General features: G+C 54.0%; 15 protein-coding genes and 3 tRNA genes. 3 read left to right on the forward strand and 15 right to left on the reverse strand.

The features are described from left to right. Positions 1-11 precede the first annotated feature (11 nt). The 13 genes from C8R31_RS13930 to groES all read right to left on the reverse strand — a co-directional run bounded on the left by C8R31_RS13930 (position 12) and on the right by groES (position 12,974). Entirely contained in the window at positions 12-1,889 is a 1,878-nt protein-coding gene (locus C8R31_RS13930) for a SurA N-terminal domain-containing protein (protein WP_107694689.1), read from the reverse strand. 59 nt (positions 1,890-1,948) lie between these two features. Beyond that, a tRNA-Asp gene (locus C8R31_RS13935) sits at positions 1,949-2,025 on the reverse strand. A gap of 20 nt (positions 2,026-2,045) precedes the next feature. Then, positions 2,046-2,121 (reverse strand) — tRNA-Val (locus C8R31_RS13940). Positions 2,122-2,135: 14 nt separating this feature from the next. After that, positions 2,136-2,408: an HU family DNA-binding protein gene (locus C8R31_RS13945; protein ID WP_107694690.1), complete on the reverse strand. Its 273-nt coding sequence runs from the start codon at positions 2,406-2,408 to the stop codon at positions 2,136-2,138. A 159-nt stretch (positions 2,409-2,567) separates the two neighbouring features. After that, a complete protein-coding gene (gene lon, locus C8R31_RS13950; protein WP_107694691.1) occupies positions 2,568-4,979 on the reverse strand; it encodes an endopeptidase La in 2,412 nt (803 codons plus the stop codon). Positions 4,980-5,093: 114 nt separating this feature from the next. Continuing rightward, positions 5,094-6,371 carry an ATP-dependent Clp protease ATP-binding subunit ClpX gene (gene clpX, locus C8R31_RS13955; RefSeq protein ID WP_107694692.1) on the reverse strand — a complete coding sequence of 426 codons (1,278 nt, stop codon included), beginning with the start codon at positions 6,369-6,371 and terminating at the stop codon, positions 5,094-5,096. A gap of 255 nt (positions 6,372-6,626) precedes the next feature. Continuing rightward, entirely contained in the window at positions 6,627-7,271 is a 645-nt protein-coding gene (gene clpP / locus C8R31_RS13960; protein WP_107694693.1) for an ATP-dependent Clp endopeptidase proteolytic subunit ClpP, read from the reverse strand. A gap of 1 nt (position 7,272) precedes the next feature. Beyond that, positions 7,273-8,577, reverse strand: a complete 1,305-nt coding sequence (gene tig, locus C8R31_RS13965) for a trigger factor (protein WP_107694694.1) — start codon at positions 8,575-8,577, stop codon at positions 7,273-7,275. A gap of 101 nt (positions 8,578-8,678) precedes the next feature. Beyond that, positions 8,679-8,763 (reverse strand) — tRNA-Leu (locus C8R31_RS13970). Between the two features lie 60 nt (positions 8,764-8,823). After that, positions 8,824-9,582, reverse strand: a complete 759-nt coding sequence (locus C8R31_RS13975; RefSeq protein WP_107694695.1) for a YciK family oxidoreductase — start codon at positions 9,580-9,582, stop codon at positions 8,824-8,826. 211 nt (positions 9,583-9,793) lie between these two features. Then, positions 9,794-10,639 carry a presqualene diphosphate synthase HpnD gene (gene hpnD, locus C8R31_RS13980; RefSeq protein ID WP_107694696.1) on the reverse strand — a complete coding sequence of 282 codons (846 nt, stop codon included), beginning with the start codon at positions 10,637-10,639 and terminating at the stop codon, positions 9,794-9,796. Positions 10,640-10,971: 332 nt separating this feature from the next. Continuing rightward, positions 10,972-12,630, reverse strand: coding sequence for a chaperonin GroEL (gene groL, locus C8R31_RS13990; protein WP_107694698.1), 1,659 nt, complete (start codon positions 12,628-12,630; stop codon positions 10,972-10,974). A gap of 53 nt (positions 12,631-12,683) precedes the next feature. Beyond that, complete coding sequence (gene groES / locus C8R31_RS13995; protein ID WP_107694699.1) at positions 12,684-12,974, reverse strand: co-chaperone GroES; 291 nt, start codon at positions 12,972-12,974, stop codon at positions 12,684-12,686. 502 nt (positions 12,975-13,476) lie between these two features. On the opposite strand from groES, the gene bioA reads away from it, so the two are divergent. Both bioA and dacB read left to right on the forward strand, forming a co-directional pair. Further along, positions 13,477-14,793: an adenosylmethionine--8-amino-7-oxononanoate transaminase gene (bioA, locus tag C8R31_RS14000; RefSeq protein WP_107694700.1), complete on the forward strand. Its 1,317-nt coding sequence runs from the start codon at positions 13,477-13,479 to the stop codon at positions 14,791-14,793. Positions 14,794-14,907: 114 nt separating this feature from the next. Continuing rightward, positions 14,908-16,461 (forward strand): D-alanyl-D-alanine carboxypeptidase/D-alanyl-D-alanine-endopeptidase, encoded by a 1,554-nt coding sequence (gene dacB / locus C8R31_RS14005; protein ID WP_107694701.1) that lies wholly within the window; start codon positions 14,908-14,910, stop codon positions 16,459-16,461. Between the two features lie 31 nt (positions 16,462-16,492). Here dacB and trpE read toward each other — a convergent pair whose 3' ends face one another. Further along, a complete protein-coding gene (trpE, locus tag C8R31_RS14010; RefSeq protein WP_107694702.1) occupies positions 16,493-17,977 on the reverse strand; it encodes an anthranilate synthase component I in 1,485 nt (494 codons plus the stop codon). Here trpE and C8R31_RS16605 point away from each other — a divergent pair. Further along, positions 17,976-18,110, forward strand: coding sequence for a hypothetical protein (locus C8R31_RS16605; protein WP_258192717.1), 135 nt, complete (start codon positions 17,976-17,978; stop codon positions 18,108-18,110). The genes trpE and C8R31_RS16605 overlap by 2 nt on opposite strands. 34 nt (positions 18,111-18,144) lie before the next feature. Here the strand turns inward: C8R31_RS16605 and C8R31_RS14015 are convergent, their stop codons facing one another. Continuing rightward, positions 18,145-18,903 (reverse strand): phosphoglycolate phosphatase, encoded by a 759-nt coding sequence (locus tag C8R31_RS14015; protein ID WP_107694703.1) that lies wholly within the window; start codon positions 18,901-18,903, stop codon positions 18,145-18,147. Between the last annotated feature and the right edge of the window lie 187 nt (positions 18,904-19,090).

Genomic DNA, 19,090 nt, shown 5'->3' on the forward strand with positions numbered 1-19,090 from the left:
TAAATGCCTTTCTAGTTAACGCTCCTGACCGAAACGTCATAACGCGTCCTAACACCCGCTAAATAGGATGTCAGTTCCTCCTGGGTAAGCAACTGCTGCAGTTGTTTCGCAAAAGCTCTGCGTGTAGCCACGTCTGGCACCTCTGGCTGAACGACACGACTGACCCGAATCAAAGTGAAACCGCCTTTAGGATTCTCCACCCCCGTATAAGATGGCAATGCCGCGGTATCAGTCTTGAATGCGGCGCGCAGCGTATCGTTATCGAGACCCTGCGGATCCTTTCGCGAGACCCGCTGAGCTGCGCTCCAGGTAATGTCGGTTCGCTTTCCCGCATGTAACTGCGCAAGCTTTTCCTTGCCCTCCTTAGTCGCCAGCGCTCGCGCTTCCTGCTGCGCTACCACCGCAGAAATTTTATCCTTCAACTCCGCAATAGAGGGCATCCGGGCTGGTCTATGGTCAAGGACCCTCGCCGCAACCAGGGTGTTGGGCGCGACCTCGACCGCTTCCGTGTTGCGCTTGTTCTTTAGTGCATCCTCCGCGAATATCGCCTGCAGCAGTCTCGCGTTGGTCAAGTATGGTGGCTGGCCCGAGTCTCTGCCTATCCAGTCACTTCGCTGAACAGGTAAGTTAAATTTTTCCACGGCGGGCTGAAGGCTATCGCTCTGCTCATAAACTAAATTGCTGAAGCCATCCGCTACTTCGCCGAAAAGCTTGCCGGCTTTCTCGTTTTTGATTTGCTGCTCAACCTGACCTTTTACCTCGTTAAAATCAACCGCCTTCGCACCTTTGATCGCCGTGAGTTTAATGATGTGAAAACCAAAGTCTGTCTCGACGATATTACTGATGTCATCCGGCTTCATCTGGAAAACAACGTCCTCAAAAGCCTTGACCATCATATTGCGTCCAAAATAGCCAAGATCCCCGCCATTGGCTGCCGAGCCCGGGTCTTGGGAATTCTGCTTGGCAAGCTCGGCAAAATTTTGCGGGGCTTTCCTCGCCTGGATGAGTAATTGCTCGGCTTTGGCCCGCGCTGCCTGCCGCTCGGCGTCGGAGGCGGATGCCGGAGCGCTTAGCAGGATGTGGCTGGCGCGTCGTTCTTCCGTCTGGCCGAATTCACTCCTGTGCTCGTCAAAATATTTCATCGCCTCTTCTGTACTCACGGGCGATTGTTCAGCTAATTTTTCCAGCGAAAGCACCACGTATTCAACTTGTACTTGTTCCGGCAGCTGGAACTCAGCCTGGTGGGAGTCGTAATAAGCCTTGATGGCCGCATCGTCGGGTTTGACACGCCCCAGGAACTCGGCCGGTAGTATTTGAACAAGGCTGATTTCGCGCTGTTCTTCGCTCAGCCTTAGCAATTTTTCCGCTACTGTGTCTGAAACGAAGCCATTTTCGCCATAAGGCGCAATCAGTTGCTGGCGCATGAGTTCCTGCCGCACCCGGGCTTCAAATGTTCGCGGAGTCATACCCTGGCCCCGCAGCAACTCTTCGTAGCGCTGCTTCGAAAACTTGCCATCTTCCTGAAAAGCGGAAATGTTTTGTATCATCTCCACCAATTGCGGGTCGAGTACGGCTAAGCCTGCGCTGGATGCCTCATGCTTTAACAAGCGTTGCTGAATCAGCCCCTCAAGGACCGCGGTTCGCACTTCGGGCCTGTCCAGCATGGTATCGTTAAAATTCTCTCCCATCGTTGCTCGCATGCTTTCCTGCTGATTGCGCATCGCCTGGTCGAATTCCTGGCGCTGGATTTTCTCTCCTGCGGCCATGGCGATGAAATCTTCGCCCTCATTGCTCTGATACGACTCGAGGCCCCAGAACAGGAACGGCAGCACGGCAAGACCCATGATGATCTGGACGATTCGTCTTTTTCTATGGACAAAATCAAACATTAATCGAGAAAAATGAACAAAAAAGGCGAACTTGCGTTCGCCCTGGTTTAACACAAAGCTGGCGGAGTGGACGGGACTCGAACCCGCGACCCCCGGCGTGACAGGCCGGTATTCTAACCAACTGAACTACCACTCCAACAATCTAATAATTTTCGCTGGTGGGTGCTGACGGGGTCGAACCGCCGACATTCGCCTTGTAAGGGCGACGCTCTACCAACTGAGCTAAGCACCCCGGCTAAAAGACTTCTAGTTTACTGCATCCTTGAGCGCCTTGCCAGCGCTGAATTTCGGGACTTTCGCAGCCTTGATCTTGATCGCTGCGCCCGTCCGGGGATTACGGCCCGTACGAGCCGCACGCTTGCCCACCCTGAAGGTTCCAAAGCCGACGAGGGTTACACTCTCGCCTTTCTTGAGAGCGGCTTTAATAGCGGATAATGCGCCGTCCAACGCTTGTCCCGCAGAGGCTTTGGAAATATCGGAAGACTTGGCGATGGCATCGATGAGTTCGGCTTTGTTCACGTGGTTCCCCTTTCGTTATTGTTAAAATACTTTTGACCCTGCAATCGGTTTATATCAAGCCGCTTGGGCTTGGTCAAGATTATTCAGGATAAAAACGGGCTCAACGGCGACACCTGGAGTTTAACCCAGCCCGCCGTCGAACCCGAACACATTTTTTTCCTAGTGCTTAATCACCGTGCTGGTCACATCCCCCTCAACCGCAACAGGTGCAGGAACAGCCGAGGCGGACGCGGGGAGCGGCTCCGGCTTCCGTTCCAGGGCGAAATCGAGTACCTGATCGATCCATTTTACCGGGTGGATATCCAGCCGGTTTTTAATGTTCTCGGGGATTTCGGTCAAATCCTTGACGTTGTCCTCGGGGATCAGTACGGATTTGATACCTCCACGGTGAGCCGCCAACAGTTTTTCCTTGAGTCCTCCAATAGGCAAAACCTCACCTCGCAAAGTGATTTCCCCTGTCATCGCCACCGTCGCTCGAGCAGCAATGCCTGTCAGCGCCGACACCATGGCTATACAAATGCCGATTCCGGCGCTCGGACCATCCTTCGGGGTCGCCCCCTCCGGCAAGTGGATATGAATATCGCTCTTCTGGTAAAAATCCTCGGAAATACCCAGTGTCCTCGAACGGCTGCGCACAACGGACAGCGCGGCCTGGATTGACTCCTGCATCACCTCGCCCAATTTTCCTGTGGTAATCGTTTTTCCCTTCCCAGGCAGCACGACTGCCTCAATGGTCAGCAGCTCCCCTCCCACTTCCGTCCACGCCAGACCGGTAACGTGTCCCACCTGATTTTTCTCTTCAGCCACCCCATAGGTGTAGCGCCGTACGCCAAGATACTTATCGAGATTGCGACCGGTGACCGTGACCTTTTTCTGACCGCTTTTCAAAAGTAGCGCCTTAACCACTTTTCGGCATATTTTGGAGATTTCCCGTTCCATGGCACGAACCCCGGCCTCACGCGTGTAATAGCGGGTGATATCTCGTAATGCCGATTCCGATACCGCCAGTTCCTGCTCCTTCAATCCATGATTTTTCATTTGCTTGGGCAGCAGGTAGCGCATGGCGATGTTGAGCTTCTCATCCTCCGTATATCCCGAGAGCCTAATCACCTCCATCCGGTCCAGCAGGGCTGGGGGTATGTTAAGCGTGTTCGCCGTTGCCACAAACATGACATCCGACAAATCATACTCAACCTCAACATAATGATCCACGAATGAATTGTTCTGTTCCGGATCCAGCACTTCCAGGAGCGCCGAGGAAGGATCCCCGCGAAAATCCATGCCCATCTTGTCGACTTCATCAAGCAGGAACAAGGGATTCTTGACACCCACCTTGGTCATGTTCTGCAAGATCTTGCCTGGCATGGATCCGATATAGGTCCGCCGATGACCGCGTATTTCGGCCTCATCCCGAACGCCTCCCAGGGACATGCGCACAAACTTCCGATTGGTGGCTCGGGCAATGGACTGGCCGAGCGATGTCTTACCCACTCCCGGCGGGCCCACAAGGCAGAGAATGGGCGCTTTCAACTTATCCACACGCTGCTGCACCGCCAGGTACTCGACAATGCGCTCCTTGACTTTTTCAAGACCATAATGGTCTTGTTCCAGCACGACTTCTGCGGCAGAAAGATTTTTACTGATTTTGCTTTTTTTCTTCCATGGCAACGCCACCAGTGCGTCAATATAATTGCGCACGACGGTGGCTTCTGCAGACATGGGAGACATCAGGCGCAGTTTTTTCAGTTCGGCTTCAGCCTTGGCGCGCGCATCCTTCGGCATCTGAGCGGACTTGATTTTCTTATCGACCTCTTCGAGATCAGCGCCATCTTCGCCTTCACCCAGTTCTTTCTGGATGGCTTTTACCTGTTCGTTGAGATAGTAGTCGCGCTGACTTTTCTCCATCTGGCGCTTCACCCTGCCCCGGATGCGTTTTTCGACTTGAAGAATATCAAGTTCGGTCTCAAGCAACCCCAACAGATGCTCGAGCCGTTTCGGCACATCAAAAATTTCCAGCACCTCCTGCTTCTGCTCGAGTTTCAGCGGCAAATGCGCGGCGATCGTGTCAGCCAAACGTCCCGCTTCATCGATGCCGCTTAATGAGGTCAGAATCTCGGGTGGTATTTTTTTGTTGAGCTTTACATACTGGTCGAATTGCGCGAGCAATGCTCGACGCATTGCTTCAACCTCATGGTTGTCCACCGCATCCGGCGGGAGTAGCGAAGCCTGGCCAGTGAAATAATTGCCGTCATCGACGACCTTTATAATGCGGGCACGACGCCCGCCTTCAACCAGCACCTTGACGGTACCGTCCGGCAATTTGAGCATCTGGAGCAGATTGGCGACGCTGCATACGCTGTAGAGATCGTCCGGCGCAGGCTCGTCCTTGGCCGCGAATTTCTGCGCCACGAGCAGTATACTCTTGCCCGACTCCATGGCGACTTCCAGCGCCTTTATCGACTTTGGCCGTCCGACAAAAAGGGGGATCACCATGTGCGGAAAGACAACGACATCCCGCAATGGCAATAGCGGCAACGAAATTTGACTAGGATCAATGATTGAAGAGGACATATCGGCTCGCACCTATGAGAACAAACAGAGTTAAGAGGTTATGGGGGCACCGCGGTAAAATTCAAGACACGGGCCCAACCAAGCCGGGCAAATAATGAACGTGAGCTACGCCGGTTAACAGCTCTTGGCCACCTTCGGTTTATCCGAATAAATCAGGATTGGTTTGACATCGCCGTTGACTGAGCCGTAATCAATTACCACTTTGGCTACATTTTCCAATGACGGCAAATCGAACATCGTATCAAGCAAGGTACTCTCCAGAATCGAGCGTAAGCCGCGAGCGCCCGTTTTTCGGGCCAGCGCTCTCCTGGCAATCGCTTTGAGGGCCTGCTCCCGAAACTCGAGATCGACGCCGCCTTCCATATGGAACATTTTCTGATATTGTTTGATAAGCGCGTTCTTTGGTTCGGTCAGAATTTGAATCAATGCTGACTCATCCAGCTCTTCAAGGGTGGCGACCACCGGCAACCGCCCCACAAATTCCGGGATCAGGCCATACTTGACTAAATCTTCCGGCTCAACACCCCGCAGAAGCGCACCGACGTCCTTGCGGTTCTCCTGGCTTTGCACATTCGCGCCAAAACCAATCCCGCCCTTTTCCGAACGGGCGCGTATCACCTTGTCCAGGCCATCAAAAGCACCGCCGCAAATAAAGAGAATGTTGGTCGTATCGACCTGCACGAACTCCTGATTGGGATGCTTTCTCCCTCCCTGAGGCGGTACCGACGCGATTGTGCCCTCGATCAACTTGAGCAGAGCCTGCTGAACCCCCTCTCCCGAAACGTCGCGGGTGATGGAAGGATTGTCCGATTTACGCGAAATTTTATCAATTTCGTCTATATAGACAATTCCTTGCTGAGCCTTTTCGGCGTCATAATTACATTTTTGAAGCAGCTTCTGAATAATATTTTCAACGTCTTCGCCGACATAGCCCGCTTCCGTAAGGGTGGTCGCGTCAGCCATGACAAAAGGCACATCAAGCAGTCGGGCCAATGTCTGCGCAAGCAGTGTCTTGCCAGAACCCGTGGGCCCAATCAGCAAAATGTTGCTCTTCGATAGCTCGATGTCGTCTGAATCGCCCGACTTTGAGAGATTTCTCAGGCGCTTGTAGTGATTGTATACCGCCACAGACAGTATTTTTTTCGCCTGCTCCTGGCCAATTACGTACTGGTCGAGAATCTGGCGAATCTCGTGCGGAACCGGCAGGTCCGACTTGGTAAGTTTGGCGGCCTCGGCTCCCTGTATTTCCTCACGGATAATATCGTTGCAAAGCTCAATACACTCGTCGCAAATAAATACCGATGGACCGGCAATAAGCTTCTTCACTTCGTGCTGGCTTTTGCCACAGAACGAACAATAAAGCAGTTTTTCCCCGCCAGTTTTCTCCGACATAGTCTTTATCCCGCATTATCCGAGCGAGCGCGCTCGTAGCTAAGGAACCTCTGAACCGGTGCTCTGTCGAGCGCCTGCCTGGCATCAGTTTCCTGCTCATTATATGCAGCGTGAAAGCGGCAATATGCGGCTCCACTTTCGCGGCGACGCCAGACGTTACGACGCGGCACGCATCTTTCTTTGTCGCAATCTAACAACATGACATCCCGTCTAACCGCTCCGGAGGTTCCTTCATAAATCCCCCCATATTAGATTTTAACCCGGACCCTCACTTCTGGAGGTTAGCACAGCATCGACCAGGCCGTATGTCACCGATTGCTCAGCACTGAGAAAATTATCCCGATCAGTATCTCTCTCAATGGTTTCTATGCTTTGGCCACTGTGTTTCGCCAGTAACTCATTCAAGCGTCGCTTTAGAAACAGGATCTCTTTAGCATGTATTTCGATATCCGAGGCCTGCCCCTGGAAGCCACCCAATGGCTGATGGATCATCACTCGCGAGTTAGTAAGGCAATAGCGTTTACCCTTTGTGCCCGCAGTAAGCAGCAGCGACCCCATACTTGCGGCCTGCCCGATACAGAGCGTGCTGACATCCGGTTTTATATACTGCATGGTATCGTAAATCGCCATGCCAGCCGAAACCAGACCACCCGGAGAATTAATGTAAAAGTGGATATCCTTGTCCGCGTTTTCCGATTCCAGAAACAAGAGTTGAGCCACAATCAGGTTGGCAGATGCCTCTGTGACCGGGCCGACAAGAAATATGACCCTCTCTTTCAACAGACGGGAATAAATGTCATATGCGCGCTCCCCCCTCCCGCTGGTTTCGATCACCATAGGGATCAGGCCGAGGCCAGATGTATCGAGAGATTGCTGCGTCCAATGAAGCTGTTGCATCATGTCATGATCTTCCCATTAACTCGTCCAAAGACATTTCCTTATCCGCCACCTTAACATTTTCCAACACCCACTTCACGACGTTGTCTTCCAGCGCCGCCGACTCGATCTCGCTGAGTCGTTCCGGGGCTGAATAATGCCATTTGGTAACCTCGGCGGGATTTTCGTAACTTTGCGCGAGATCTTCCACCACCGCGCGCACCTGCTCGGGTCTCGGATGCAAGTTATGGGCCTTCACCAGTTCCCCCAAGATCAACCCAAGACCGACTCGACGCTGCGCGCGCTCCTTGAGCAATTCCTGCGGCAATGGCATATTCTTGGCAGCAAGGCCGCGGGACGCCAACTCGTTATGCGCATCCTGTGTTAAACGCTCCAGCTCAAGCTCCACCAATGCTTTCGGAGACTCGATACTGGTACTATCGAGGAGCGCCTGCATCACCTGCTCCTTGAGTTTTGCATTTACCCGCTTGGATGCCTCTCGCTTGAGATTAGCCTCAATCTCGCGGCGCATTGTTTCGATATCGCCGTTCGCGACACCTAGCGATGTTGCAAATTCAGCGTTAACTTCCGGCAGCCTCGGTGACTCAACTCCGTTGAGTCTGACTTCAAACGTCGCGGTTTTGCCCGCAACCTCCTTACCATGATAATCCGCCGGAAATGTAACTTCAAATGTTTTGCTTTCGCCTGCCCTCATCCCGATAAGGGGAGCTTCAAAGTCCTTGAGCAGTCGGCCCTCTCCGAGTACCAGTGTAAAATTCTCAGCTTTATTGCCTGCAAATTCTATCCCGTCGATAACGCCACTATAATCGATACCAATTCGATCCCCCGCCTGCGCAGGATCATCGCCAGCTTCGAACTGAACACGTTGCCTGCGAAGTACCTCTATCGTTTTATCGACATCAGCAAGTGTGACGTTCACCACGGGCCTTGCCACCTCGATGTCGCTTAAGTCACCCAGCACCACATCCGGATAGACCTCGAATGTCGCACTAAATTCAATGGGGGAAATATCCCCATCCGCAGCTTTCGGTTCGAAATGAGGATAGCCTGCAACCCGAAGGTTATTTTCGCGCACGGCCTCATTGAAATTCTTCTTCAGTGCATCCCCTATTACTTCCTGGCGAACCTGCGGGCCGTATTGCTGCAAGACTACCTTGTAGGGCACCTTGCCGGGCCGAAACCCGTGCAGTTTAGCCGTGCGAGCCAGTCGCTTCAGGCGGTTTTCCACCTCCGTCTGGATTTTCTCCTGAGGAATTGAAACGTTGATGCGGCGTTCCAGCGCGCCCAATTGTTCGACATTCGTTTGCATTACATTTCCTGATGGTTGGGGGTAACGATCGCGCGGCATCTGCGGTCGGAGAGGCACGACAGCCCGCATGAAGGCTTATCCGACACCGCCTAGCGAATCCCTGGTGCGAAAGGGGGGACTCGAACCCCCACACCTTTCGGCGCCAGAACCTAAATCTGGTGCGTCTACCAATTCCGCCACTTTCGCAGGGTTTTTTCCGCTGTTGTATGTAAATTATACCTTTTTCTCTCCGCCGCAGCAGCCATACTATACACGGCCCTGGCAAATTACTGTTTCGCCGCGGACCGTTATACTATCCGGCCCCATCAGATATAAATAATACGGCATGAGATCCTGTGGCTGAAGCAGGCTATGCTTGATCTCTGCGGGGTGTGTCCGGGTGCGCTGCGGAGTGTGCGTGGGTCCTGGAATGATGACGTTTATATGCAAATTCGGAAGTATTTCCCATTCCTGCGCCTGAATCCTTGCCAAAGCCTCGAGGCCCGCCTTGGCCACCGCGAAACCGCCCCAGTACGCTGCGGGCGCATGACCATGCGAGTCCGATGTCATTATCACGTGAGCATCCGGAGATGCCTTTAGCAGTCCAAGACAGGCTCGCGTCAGAGCGAACGGTGCAATCAGGTTGACACGCAGCAGGGCCTGCCATTGCTCCATTGTCTGGGAGTGCAGCGGCGTCAGGTTAAACAGTAATGCTGCATTGTGCAAAATTCCATCCAGCCTGCCAAGTTGCTGCTTGATGGCGTGGGCAATTGCCAAAAAATCCTTGTCCTCGGCTTTTTCCAGATCGAGTGGAAAGATTGCTGGCTGAGCGCCACCTGCCGCCTCAATCTCGTCATACACGCCCTCCAATTTCTGGACATTGCGGCCGTGTAGTATAACGGTAGCACCATGCATCGCGTAAGTGAGCGCCGCAGTACGGCCTATCCCCTGCCCGGCACCGGTGACCATAACGACGCGATTCTTCAGCAGATCCTTCGAAGGACTGTAACTTTTCAGATCTTTCATAAACGGATGACACGATGGGAAACCATGATGTACGTTTAGCAAAATGATGCAAAGGCGAGATATGCTGTTCCACTCAACGTTCACCGACGGAATGCTGAATCCTTTTAAATAGCCTAATATCGGCTCACACTAAGAAGAACAATACTGCGGAACCTGTGCGTTGCAGCAGTTCCAACGTTTAGAAGCAGGCGGGCGCGAGACAGCAGGACGCCTATCCCCTCATCCATGTGATCCACGCGATCCACAATTTGCGTACCGGTGTCAGGCTGACCCGTTGATGAAGGACATGGCAACCGTCTTGCTTGATTTCCGTCAATAACGATCGGTAGATCGCCGCCATGACGATGCCTGGCCTCTGCTTTTTTCGATCCTCATCAGGCAATGCTGCAAACGCCCGGGTGTAGTAACTTTCAGCCCGCTCGATCTGAAACTCCATCAATCTCTTGAATTCTTCGGTTTCGCGACTATTGAGGATGTCGCCCTCGGTTACCCCGAACCGCGCAAGCTCATCTTGCGGTAGATAAATACGGTCGCGACGGGCGTCTTCGCCTACGTCACGTATGATGTTGGTAAGCTGAAACGCGAGCCCGAGATCCTCGGCGTACTTTAATGTATCCGGATTTCGATAACCGAATATCTCTGCCGAACATAATCCCACCACGCTTGCCACATGATAGCAGTAGTGCCGCAAGGTATCGAAGTCGGCGTAACGATTATAGTTGAGGTCCATTTCCATGCCATCGATTATCTGATTCAGTCGCTCGGCAGTGAGATTGAACGTATGCGACACATTAGCCAGCGCTTTCGCCACGGGATGGCTGGGCTTGGTTGGACTTTCGGCACTAAACATGGAATTGACTTCCTGCCGCCACCACGCAAGCTTGGCGCGCGCCACCGCCTCATCGCTGCATTCGTCCACAACGTCATCCACTTCGCGGCAAAAGGCATATAACGCAGTGATCGCACGCCGCTTTTCGGCTGGTAAGTAGAGAAAACTGTAGTAGAAACTGGAGCCGCTCTGGACAGCTTTTTCCTGACAATACTGTTCTGGTGTCATGATAAGAAGTTAAATCGAGGTGCGCCCTATCGGCAGGCAGTGGAAAGTAGAGATTATCTCATCCAATTGCCTCCATTTCTCATAGTATCGCCCAACGCCCGCAACTGGATCGAAAATCAGCAAAGGGAGGGGCAATACCAGCGAAACAACAATAATGGCAATCTCAGCGCCGTTCGGAGCGCGCCGAAGCATGAAACTCAAAGTGATTCGGCGCTGCGGCAGGCCCAATGCGCTGACCGCAAAATTCGTATAATCAATCTTGCGGCAGCTTTGGCACAACAAAAAACCCCACCGGAGCGGGGTTTTTGTTGTACTGCCGTTGTGCGACCAACCTACATGTCCATGCCGCCCATACCGCCCATACCGCCCATGCCACCGCCCATGCCACCCATGCCGCCGCCACCGGATTCGTCCTTAGGCAGCTCCGCCACCAAAGCATCGGTGGTAAGCATCAGGCCGGCCACGGAAGCCGCGTGCTGCAGGGCATACCGGGTGACTTTGGTAGGATCGAGCACACCCATTTCGACCATGTCACCGTACTCACCAGTGGCGGCGTTGTAACCGAAATTGCCCTGACCTTCAGAAACTTTGTTGATGACCACTGAAGGCTCATCACCGCAGTTGGCAACAATCTGGCGCAGCGGCTCTTCCAGTGCACGCAGAACGATCTTGATACCGGCGTCCTGATCGGGGTTGTCGCCCTTGATTTGACCAACAGCTATGCGGGTACGCAACAAAGCTACGCCACCGCCTGGAACGATACCTTCTTCCACGGCGGCGCGAGTCGCATGGAGCGCATCTTCCACGCGCGCTTTTTTCTCTTTCATCTCAACTTCGGTGGCCGCGCCCACTTTGATCAGCGCTACGCCGCCAGCCAGTTTAGCGACCCGCTCCTGCAATTTTTCCTTGTCGTAGTCGCTCGTGGCTTCTTCTATTTGGGCCCGGACCTGTTTGACGCGGGCCTCGATATTCTTTATATCGCCGGCTCCGTCGATAAGCGTTGTTTCTTCCTTACCCACTTCCACGCGCCTGGCTTGACCCAGTTCGCTCAGCGTTGCCTTCTCCAGCGACAGACCCACTTCCTCAGCGATAACGGTTCCACCAGTAAGGATGGCAATATCTTCCAACATTGCCTTGCGACGATCCCCGAAGCCCGGCGCTTTCACGGCGCAAGTTTTGAGAATCCCACGGATATTGTTCACCACCAGGGTCGCCAGGGCCTCGCCATCCACGTCTTCAGCAATAATGAGGAGCGGCTTGCCGGCCTTCGCTACCTGTTCCAGCACTGGCAGCAATTCACGAATATTCGAGATTTTTTTGTCATGCAGCAGGATAAAAGGATTTTCCAGGGCGCAAATCTGCCTATCGGGGTTATTTATGAAATAGGGCGATAGATAGCCGCGATCGAATTGCATCCCTTCCACTACATCAAGTTCATTTTGCAGCCCGGAGCCATCTTCTACCGTAATCACGCCTTCCTTACCTACTTTTTCCATTGCGTCTGCAATGATTTTGCCAATTTCGAGGTCGGAGTTAGCCGAAATGCTTCCCACCTGAGCAATTTCCTTGCCGGTCGTACAAGGCCTGGAAATTTGCTTGAGTTGTTCAACCGTCGCGGTTACCGCTTTATCGATGCCGCGCTTGAGATCCATCGGGTTCATCCCGGCGGCGACATACTTCATGCCTTCTTTCACAATCGACTGCGCCAGCACGGTGGCGGTAGTGGTGCCATCACCCGCTACGTCAGATGTCTTGCTCGCCACCTCCTTGAGCATTTGCGCGCCCATGTTCTCGAACTTGTCCTTCAGTTCGATTTCTTTCGCAACCGAAACGCCATCCTTGGTAATGGTAGGGGCGCCATAGGAACGCTCGAGCACGACATTACGCCCTTTCGGTCCCAATGTGACCTTTACCGCATCGGCAAGAACATTCACCCCGTTTATCAGTTTGTGGCGTGCTGAGTCGCCAAATTTCACTTCTTTCGCTGCCATAATTTAATTCTCCTAAATGTTCGGAAATCTTGTGTAAGGCCGTCGCTGGTAAATTAACCTTCGATAACGCCCATAATGTCTTCCTCGCGCATTACCAGAAGCTCCTCCCCCTCTACCTTCACTGTTTGTCCGGAATACTTGCCGAACAGCACCTTGTCGCCGACTTTCACTTCCAGCACGCGCACGTTGCCATCGTCGCCGACCTTGCCTTTACCTACGGCTATAATTTCCCCTTGATCGGGCTTCTCTGCAGCACTGTCAGGGATGACAATACCGGACGCGGTCTTGCGCTCTTCTTCCAGCCGCTTGACAATAACGCGGTCGTGTAAGGGACGAATCCTCATGTTTTCACTCTCCTGTCTGAAATTAAAACGATGAAATCTCGGAACAACTGTTCGCAGCTGAATTCATACGAATTATTAGCACTCACCGCGAACGAGTGCTAATAATAGTTGGTGTGGGACGGGATTTCAAGTAGAAGGCAATAAAACATATTTGAGCGCTGCCTTGAGGGCTCTGCGACAGCTCATCATTTCGTGAAGGTCTCCGCCCTTCCCTTTGCCGCCTCACGAGGAAGCCAGGAGATAAGGTCGACGAGGCAGCAGGCAGGGGTACGGTACAGTGAGCCAGGTATCCAGACACCGCGCTTGGTCATGTAAAGTCGACTTCGCGCTTAGCGTAGTACAGGAAAATTCTCCGCGAGGATGATACACTTCCAACGACCCCTTTTTCAGCGGGCGCCGTTGCAGTCGCAACCGCACCTGATATCCGCAAAATTGCGCTTTATCTCACTTCCCGCTCATACACGCGTCGTCCTTTTAATGCGCAATCGCCAGAATACCGACAATGAGTAGTAAACACTTGCCGGAGCAGAGCTTAAGCTCGGTCTGGCACCCCTGCACCCAGATGAAGCAGCATGAGACGCTGCCGCTGGTCGCCATCGCGCGAGGCAAAGGCGTGTGGCTTTATGACTATGAAGGGAAACGCTACCTCGATGCAATCGGTTCCTGGTGGGTGAATCTGTTCGGTCACACCAATGCACGCATCAACGCCGCCCTCCGCGATCAGCTTGACAGGCTGGAACATGTGATGCTTGCCGGCTTCACGCATGAGCCGGTGGTGCAGCTATCGGCGCGCCTGAGTAAACTGGTTTCGGGTAACCTGGGGCACTGCTTCTATAGCAGCGACGGCGCGTCCGCAATTGAAACCGCGTTAAAGATGAGTTTTCATTATTGGCGCAACCGCGGGCTACCTGAAAAAAACCGTTTTGTCAGCCTGCAGAATGGCTACCACGGCGAAACGCTGGGCGCGCTGTCAGTCACCGATGTGGCATTATTTACGGATGCCTATGGGCCGCTGCTGCGCCACAATGCGCGCGTGCCCACTCCAGACTGGCGTCATGCGGCCGGAGGGGAATCCCCCCGTGAATATGCGATTCGCGCAGCCAGTGCGCTCGACGCTCACCTGGCCGAACATCATGCGGAAACCGCAGCGCTTATCGTCGAACCGCTGGTGCAGGGCGCAGCCGGAATGGCTATGTATCACCCCGAGTATCTCAAGCTCGCACGTAGGATATGCGACGAGTACCAGGTACATCTCATCGCCGACGAGATTGCAGTTGGTTTCGGCAGAACAGGAACGATGTTCGCCTGCGAGCAGGCGAACATCGTTCCAGATTTCTTGTGCCTGGGGAAGGGGCTGACCGCCGGTTATCTGCCGCTGTCCGTGGTGATGACCACAGACGGCGTTTATCGCGGGTTTTACCACGACAAGACCGCCCTCGGCTTTCTACATTCGCATACTCATGCAGGTAACGCATTAGCATGTCGCGCCGCCCTCGCGACACTGGATATCTTCGAACAGGACAAAATCATCGATGCTAACCGCGTCACGGCAGATTATCTCAACAAGGCGGTACGTCCAATTACACTCCATCCAAAGGTGAAGAACTTTCGCAATTGCGGCATGATCTGGGCATTCGAAGTTGAGACCTCCGATCCCGCTTTTGCCGCAACTTTTTTTCAGGCAGCGCTTAAGCAGGAGTTATCGTTGCGCCCGCTGGGTAATACGGTCTACTTTATGCCGCCATACGTCATCACTCAACAGGAATTGGATTTTCTGGTGAAGGGGACGCTGCGCGTGCTCGACCTATGCCAAAAATAGACCTCGTGAGCCGTACTCAATTTCGGTTCCCGGCTCATGTCATGTGGTAGAAACGCCGTACTTACAGTTTCCGGTGGACGGCGGAATGTTCCAGGGTGACACAGCAGAGACCTGATGCTCGAATTTTTCAACCGGAGTGCAACCCTTGCGTGGCAAGCATACGCCGCCATCGCATGGGGTTTTCGATGTGGCATTCTTGCTCTTCTATCGCTGCCGGCGCTTGCTCATAACCTGCCTGCGCCGGTCAGCCTTGCGCTCAAACAGGCCGGGATTCCCACATCTGCGACTGCGGTTTACGTACATGAGATCGGCACGGCCCAACCGCGGCTAGCAGTGAACGCCGGGACCGGTATGAACCCGGCGTCGGTGATGAAGCTCGTCACGACTTTTGCCGGGCTGGAACTGTTGGGACCGGCCTATACCTGGAAAACCGAGCTATATGTAAATGGCGTACTGAATGGCGATACCCTTCAGGGCGACCTTATCATCAAGGGTTATGGCGATCCCAAGCTGAATCTGGAAAACTTTTGGCTGCTCACCCGGCGACTGCGTCAAACTGGGCTACGCGAGATCACCGGAGATCTGGTGCTGGATGGCAGCCATTTCGAGCTGCCGAGTGCTGACCCGGCGGCTTTCGACGGCAAACCACACCGCTCCTATAATGTACTCCCTGAGGCGCTACTCGTGAATTACCGGACGCTTGCGCTGCGCCTGATTCCGCAACCGGCGAGCAAAACCGTCAGGATTGTCGCCGATCCTTTCCTTGGGTCACTTGACCTCAAAAACGGCCTGACCCTGGTAAGCGGCCCATGTAACGTATGGCGCGATGCACTCGATACTGATATTCGTACCGCCGCTAGCGGCAATGTCCGGGGCTTGATTGCCCTCAGCGGCATTTATTCCAGCGATTGCGGTGAAAAAACCCTTTATCTAAGCGTGCACGATACTACCGATTATATCTTCAGCCTGTTCAAGCAATTATGGGAAGAGCAAGGCGGCACATTTCGCGGCAGGGTACGCACGGGCACTGTTCCCGAAGGAATAACGCCACTGGAAACCCATCAATCTCCCCCGCTTGCAGATATCGTGCGGGATATCAATAAATTCAGTAATAACACAGCAGCACGGCAACTATACCTTGCGCTGGGGTTAACCAGTGGTCCTGCTTCGGGAGTGGGCGCGGGGGGGACCGATATGATACTGAACAGCGCAACAAATGGCGCAGCCAGCAGCCCTGACAAGCCACGCGCAACGCTCGAAAAATCGGCCATGGCGATGCAGCGGTGGCTGACGTCCCGTCGGCTCAGCTTTCCCGAACTGGTGATCGAAAACGGCTCAGGGTTATCACGCAATGAACGTATCAGCGCCGGGCACCTCGGCGCACTTTTACTCTCGGCCTTCCAGAGTCCCGTCATGCCGGAGTTCATTTCGTCTTTGCCGATCGCGGCGGTGGACGGCACCATGAAGAAACGGCTTAACGGCAGCGGTGCCGCTGGTCAGGCGCATATAAAGACCGGTCTGCTGGAGGGAGTAAGAACCATGAGTGGATATGTTCTCGATAAAGCCGGCAAACGCGTGGTCGTGGTTTTTTTTGTGAACCACCCTCGGTCGGGAAATGCGCAGCCCGCAATGGATGCGTTGCTGCATTGGGTGCACGAGGGGCGTTAAATACCACAGAGTCACGTCCTGCCAGTCTGCATTACTCGACCTTGCTGTCCAATCCCGCTTCAGCAATCTCTGCCGCTCGCAACAACGCCTTGGCCTTATTTTTTGTTTCGACCCATTCGCTTTGAGGAACGGAATCGGCAACAATGCCAGCCCCGGCCTGAACATGTAGTGTACCGTCCTTGATAATGCCGGTGCGAATCGCGATGGCGAGATCCATATCGCCGTTAAATCCAAGATAGCCCACGGCACCGGCGTAAATGCCCCGCTGCGAGACTTCGAGTTCATCGATAATTTCCATTGCCCGTACTTTCGGGGCTCCGCTTACAGTGCCCGCAGGAAATGTCGCACGCAGCACGTCCATTGCGTTCAGGCCGGGTTTCAGCTTGCCCTCCACGTTCGAAACGATATGCATGACGTGCGAGTAATTCTCGATTTGCATGTTCTCGGTGACTTTAACGGAGCCGGTCTGCGCAACACGACCGACGTCGTTGCGCCCGAGATCCATCAGCATGACATGTTCCGCCCGTTCTTTTGGATCAGCGAGCAGATCGGCGGCCAGCGCCGAGTCCTCCTGCATGGTTTTTCCGCGCGGGCGGGTGCCTGCGATGGGCCTTACCGTTACGCTATCGCTCTCCAGACGCACCAGAATCTCGGGCGAGGCGCCTACCACGTGAAAGTTGCCAAAATGGTAGTAAAACATGTAGGGAGAAGGATTCAAGCTGCGCAGGGCGCGGTACAGTGCCAGCGGCGATGCGCCAAATGATTTGCTGGTACGCTGCGAAAGCACAACCTGCATGATATCGCCATCGAAAATATAGCGCTTTGCACGCTCCACTGCCGCGATAAAATCCGCCTCGCTGAATTCGGAAACAGCCTCTCCCGGCTTGCCGGGCGCCTCCGCAGGGATGTCTACCGGTTCGCGCAGACTTGCCAGAAGTTGTTTCAAGCGTCCCTTGGCCGCCAGGTACGAGCCAGCGAGGGCGGGATTCGCATAAACGATAAGGTAGAGCTTGCCGGAAAGGTTATCCACCACTGCAAGTTCTTCAGATAGCAGCAAGGATATGTCCGGGGTACCGAGCCCGGCCGGACGTGCCTTTGCATGGGGATGAGCAGCGAGCTTGCGCTCGATATAACGCACAGTATCGTAGGAGAAATAGCCCGCGAGGCCGCCGCAGAAACGCGGCAAACCCGGATAAGGCGCCACCTTGAAACGTGACAGATAGGATTGAATGAAAGCCAGCGGGTCCTCCGCCTCGATATCTTGCGCTTCAGCGTCACCGATAAGGCGGATAAGAGTGCCGCAGGCCTCAAGCCGGGTCTTCGCCGGGAGGCCGATAAAGGAGTAGCGTCCAAAGCGCTCCCCGCCCTGCACGGATTCCAGCAAGTATGAATATGGACGATTTGCCAGCTTCAGATAAACCGACAAGGGTGTGTCGAGGTCGGCAAAAGTCTCGAGGACCATCGGGACACGGTTGTAGCCCTGTGCGGCAAGATCATTGAATTCGATTTCGGTCATGACTCAACTCCGCGATCACAGAAAGAAAGGAAAAATACGCGACGAGGCGCAGAAACTCGACGTTGGAACCGGCCTGGAGATTCCTAGGCACGCCAACAATCGGAGCGGCGGCGCCAACAGCGCCAGGCTCTAGGCACGTATTCGATCATTTCCGTTGTTTTCGTTGATCATGACAATTTCTGGATCAGCCTTGTTGCTTCGAATAACGAAGGGACGATAGCGTCGCAATCGAGTTCGCGCACGTCTCGTCCTTCATTATATCCGTACGGTACGCAGAAGACGCAGCAGCCCGCCGCGCGCGCCGCCTGCGCATCGTTAAGCGAGTCGCCGATCAGCAGCATCTCGCTCGGCTGAATACCAAAGTGCGTACAGGCATGCAGAAGGGGCATAGGATCAGGCTTCTTCCGGGGCAGACTATCCCCTGCAAGGACAATATCGAAAAAATCCAGCAGGCCGGTAGCACGAAGCAGCGGCGTGGTAAAAGCCTCAGCCTTGTTGGTAACACAGGCCAGCTGAAAAGCACCCTCACGCAGGATGTTCAATCCTTCCAATACGCCGGGATAGGGCCGCGTGCTCATGCACAGCGTTTTGGCATAGTTGCGCTCGTACAGTGGCATCGCTTTGTCCAACAGGTCGGCATCTGGCTCTCCATCCAGGGTCCCGGTAAGCGAGCGCTTTACCAGCTTTTGGATGCCTTTCCCGATGTACGATTTTATGGTTTCGAGCGGAAGCTCCGCCTTGCCGAGTTCCCTTAGCATCATGTTCGCCGCGGCAGCCAGATCCCCCGCGGTGTCTAAAAGGGTTCCGTCCAGATCAACCATCACAGCCTTGACGGAAATGGGAAATTTTATTTCAACCGCAGAGGTATCGGTCGTGGGGGAAAAGCTCTTGTTCAAGTTTAGTGGTCTCGGATAAATATCAATCATATGACAGCACGCCCGTCCGAAGCGACGGGATTTTTCGGGATGCTGCGGAACCGTCCGCTCACCACAACAGCGCCTTGCACTGCCCTGCAATAATCAGCCCGGCGAATTCCTTCCGAATGGATAGGGCAAGCCGGGCACCTCACGTAGCAAACGCTTGAGCCGAGTTAGGCTCTTATGCCTCGTGCCC

This window comes from Nitrosospira sp. Nsp2, assembly GCF_003050965.1.
In the GTDB taxonomy this organism is placed as follows: domain Bacteria; phylum Pseudomonadota; class Gammaproteobacteria; order Burkholderiales; family Nitrosomonadaceae; genus Nitrosospira.

Excerpts from the sequence above, each read along its gene's own strand:
- C8R31_RS13930 (WP_107694689.1), bottom strand. The coding sequence starts at position 1,889 with ATGTTTGATTTTGTCCATAGAAAAAGACGAATCGTCCAGATCATCATG.
- lon (WP_107694691.1), bottom strand. The coding sequence starts at position 4,979 with ATGTCCTCTTCAATCATTGATCCTAGTCAAATTTCGTTGCCGCTATTG.
- clpX (WP_107694692.1), bottom strand. The coding sequence starts at position 6,371 with ATGTCGGAGAAAACTGGCGGGGAAAAACTGCTTTATTGTTCGTTCTGT.
- clpP (WP_107694693.1), bottom strand. The coding sequence starts at position 7,271 with ATGATGCAACAGCTTCATTGGACGCAGCAATCTCTCGATACATCTGGC.
- tig (WP_107694694.1), bottom strand. The coding sequence starts at position 8,577 with ATGCAAACGAATGTCGAACAATTGGGCGCGCTGGAACGCCGCATCAAC.
- C8R31_RS13975 (WP_107694695.1), bottom strand. The coding sequence starts at position 9,582 with ATGAAAGATCTGAAAAGTTACAGTCCTTCGAAGGATCTGCTGAAGAAT.
- hpnD (WP_107694696.1), bottom strand. The coding sequence starts at position 10,639 with ATGACACCAGAACAGTATTGTCAGGAAAAAGCTGTCCAGAGCGGCTCC.
- groL (WP_107694698.1), bottom strand. The coding sequence starts at position 12,630 with ATGGCAGCGAAAGAAGTGAAATTTGGCGACTCAGCACGCCACAAACTG.
- groES (WP_107694699.1), bottom strand. The coding sequence starts at position 12,974 with ATGAGGATTCGTCCCTTACACGACCGCGTTATTGTCAAGCGGCTGGAA.
- bioA (WP_107694700.1), top strand. The coding sequence starts at position 13,477 with ATGAGTAGTAAACACTTGCCGGAGCAGAGCTTAAGCTCGGTCTGGCAC.
- dacB (WP_107694701.1), top strand. The coding sequence starts at position 14,908 with ATGCTCGAATTTTTCAACCGGAGTGCAACCCTTGCGTGGCAAGCATAC.
- C8R31_RS16605 (WP_258192717.1), top strand. The coding sequence starts at position 17,976 with ATGACTCAACTCCGCGATCACAGAAAGAAAGGAAAAATACGCGACGAG.
- trpE (WP_107694702.1), bottom strand. The coding sequence starts at position 17,977 with ATGACCGAAATCGAATTCAATGATCTTGCCGCACAGGGCTACAACCGT.
- C8R31_RS14015 (WP_107694703.1), bottom strand. The coding sequence starts at position 18,903 with ATGATTGATATTTATCCGAGACCACTAAACTTGAACAAGAGCTTTTCC.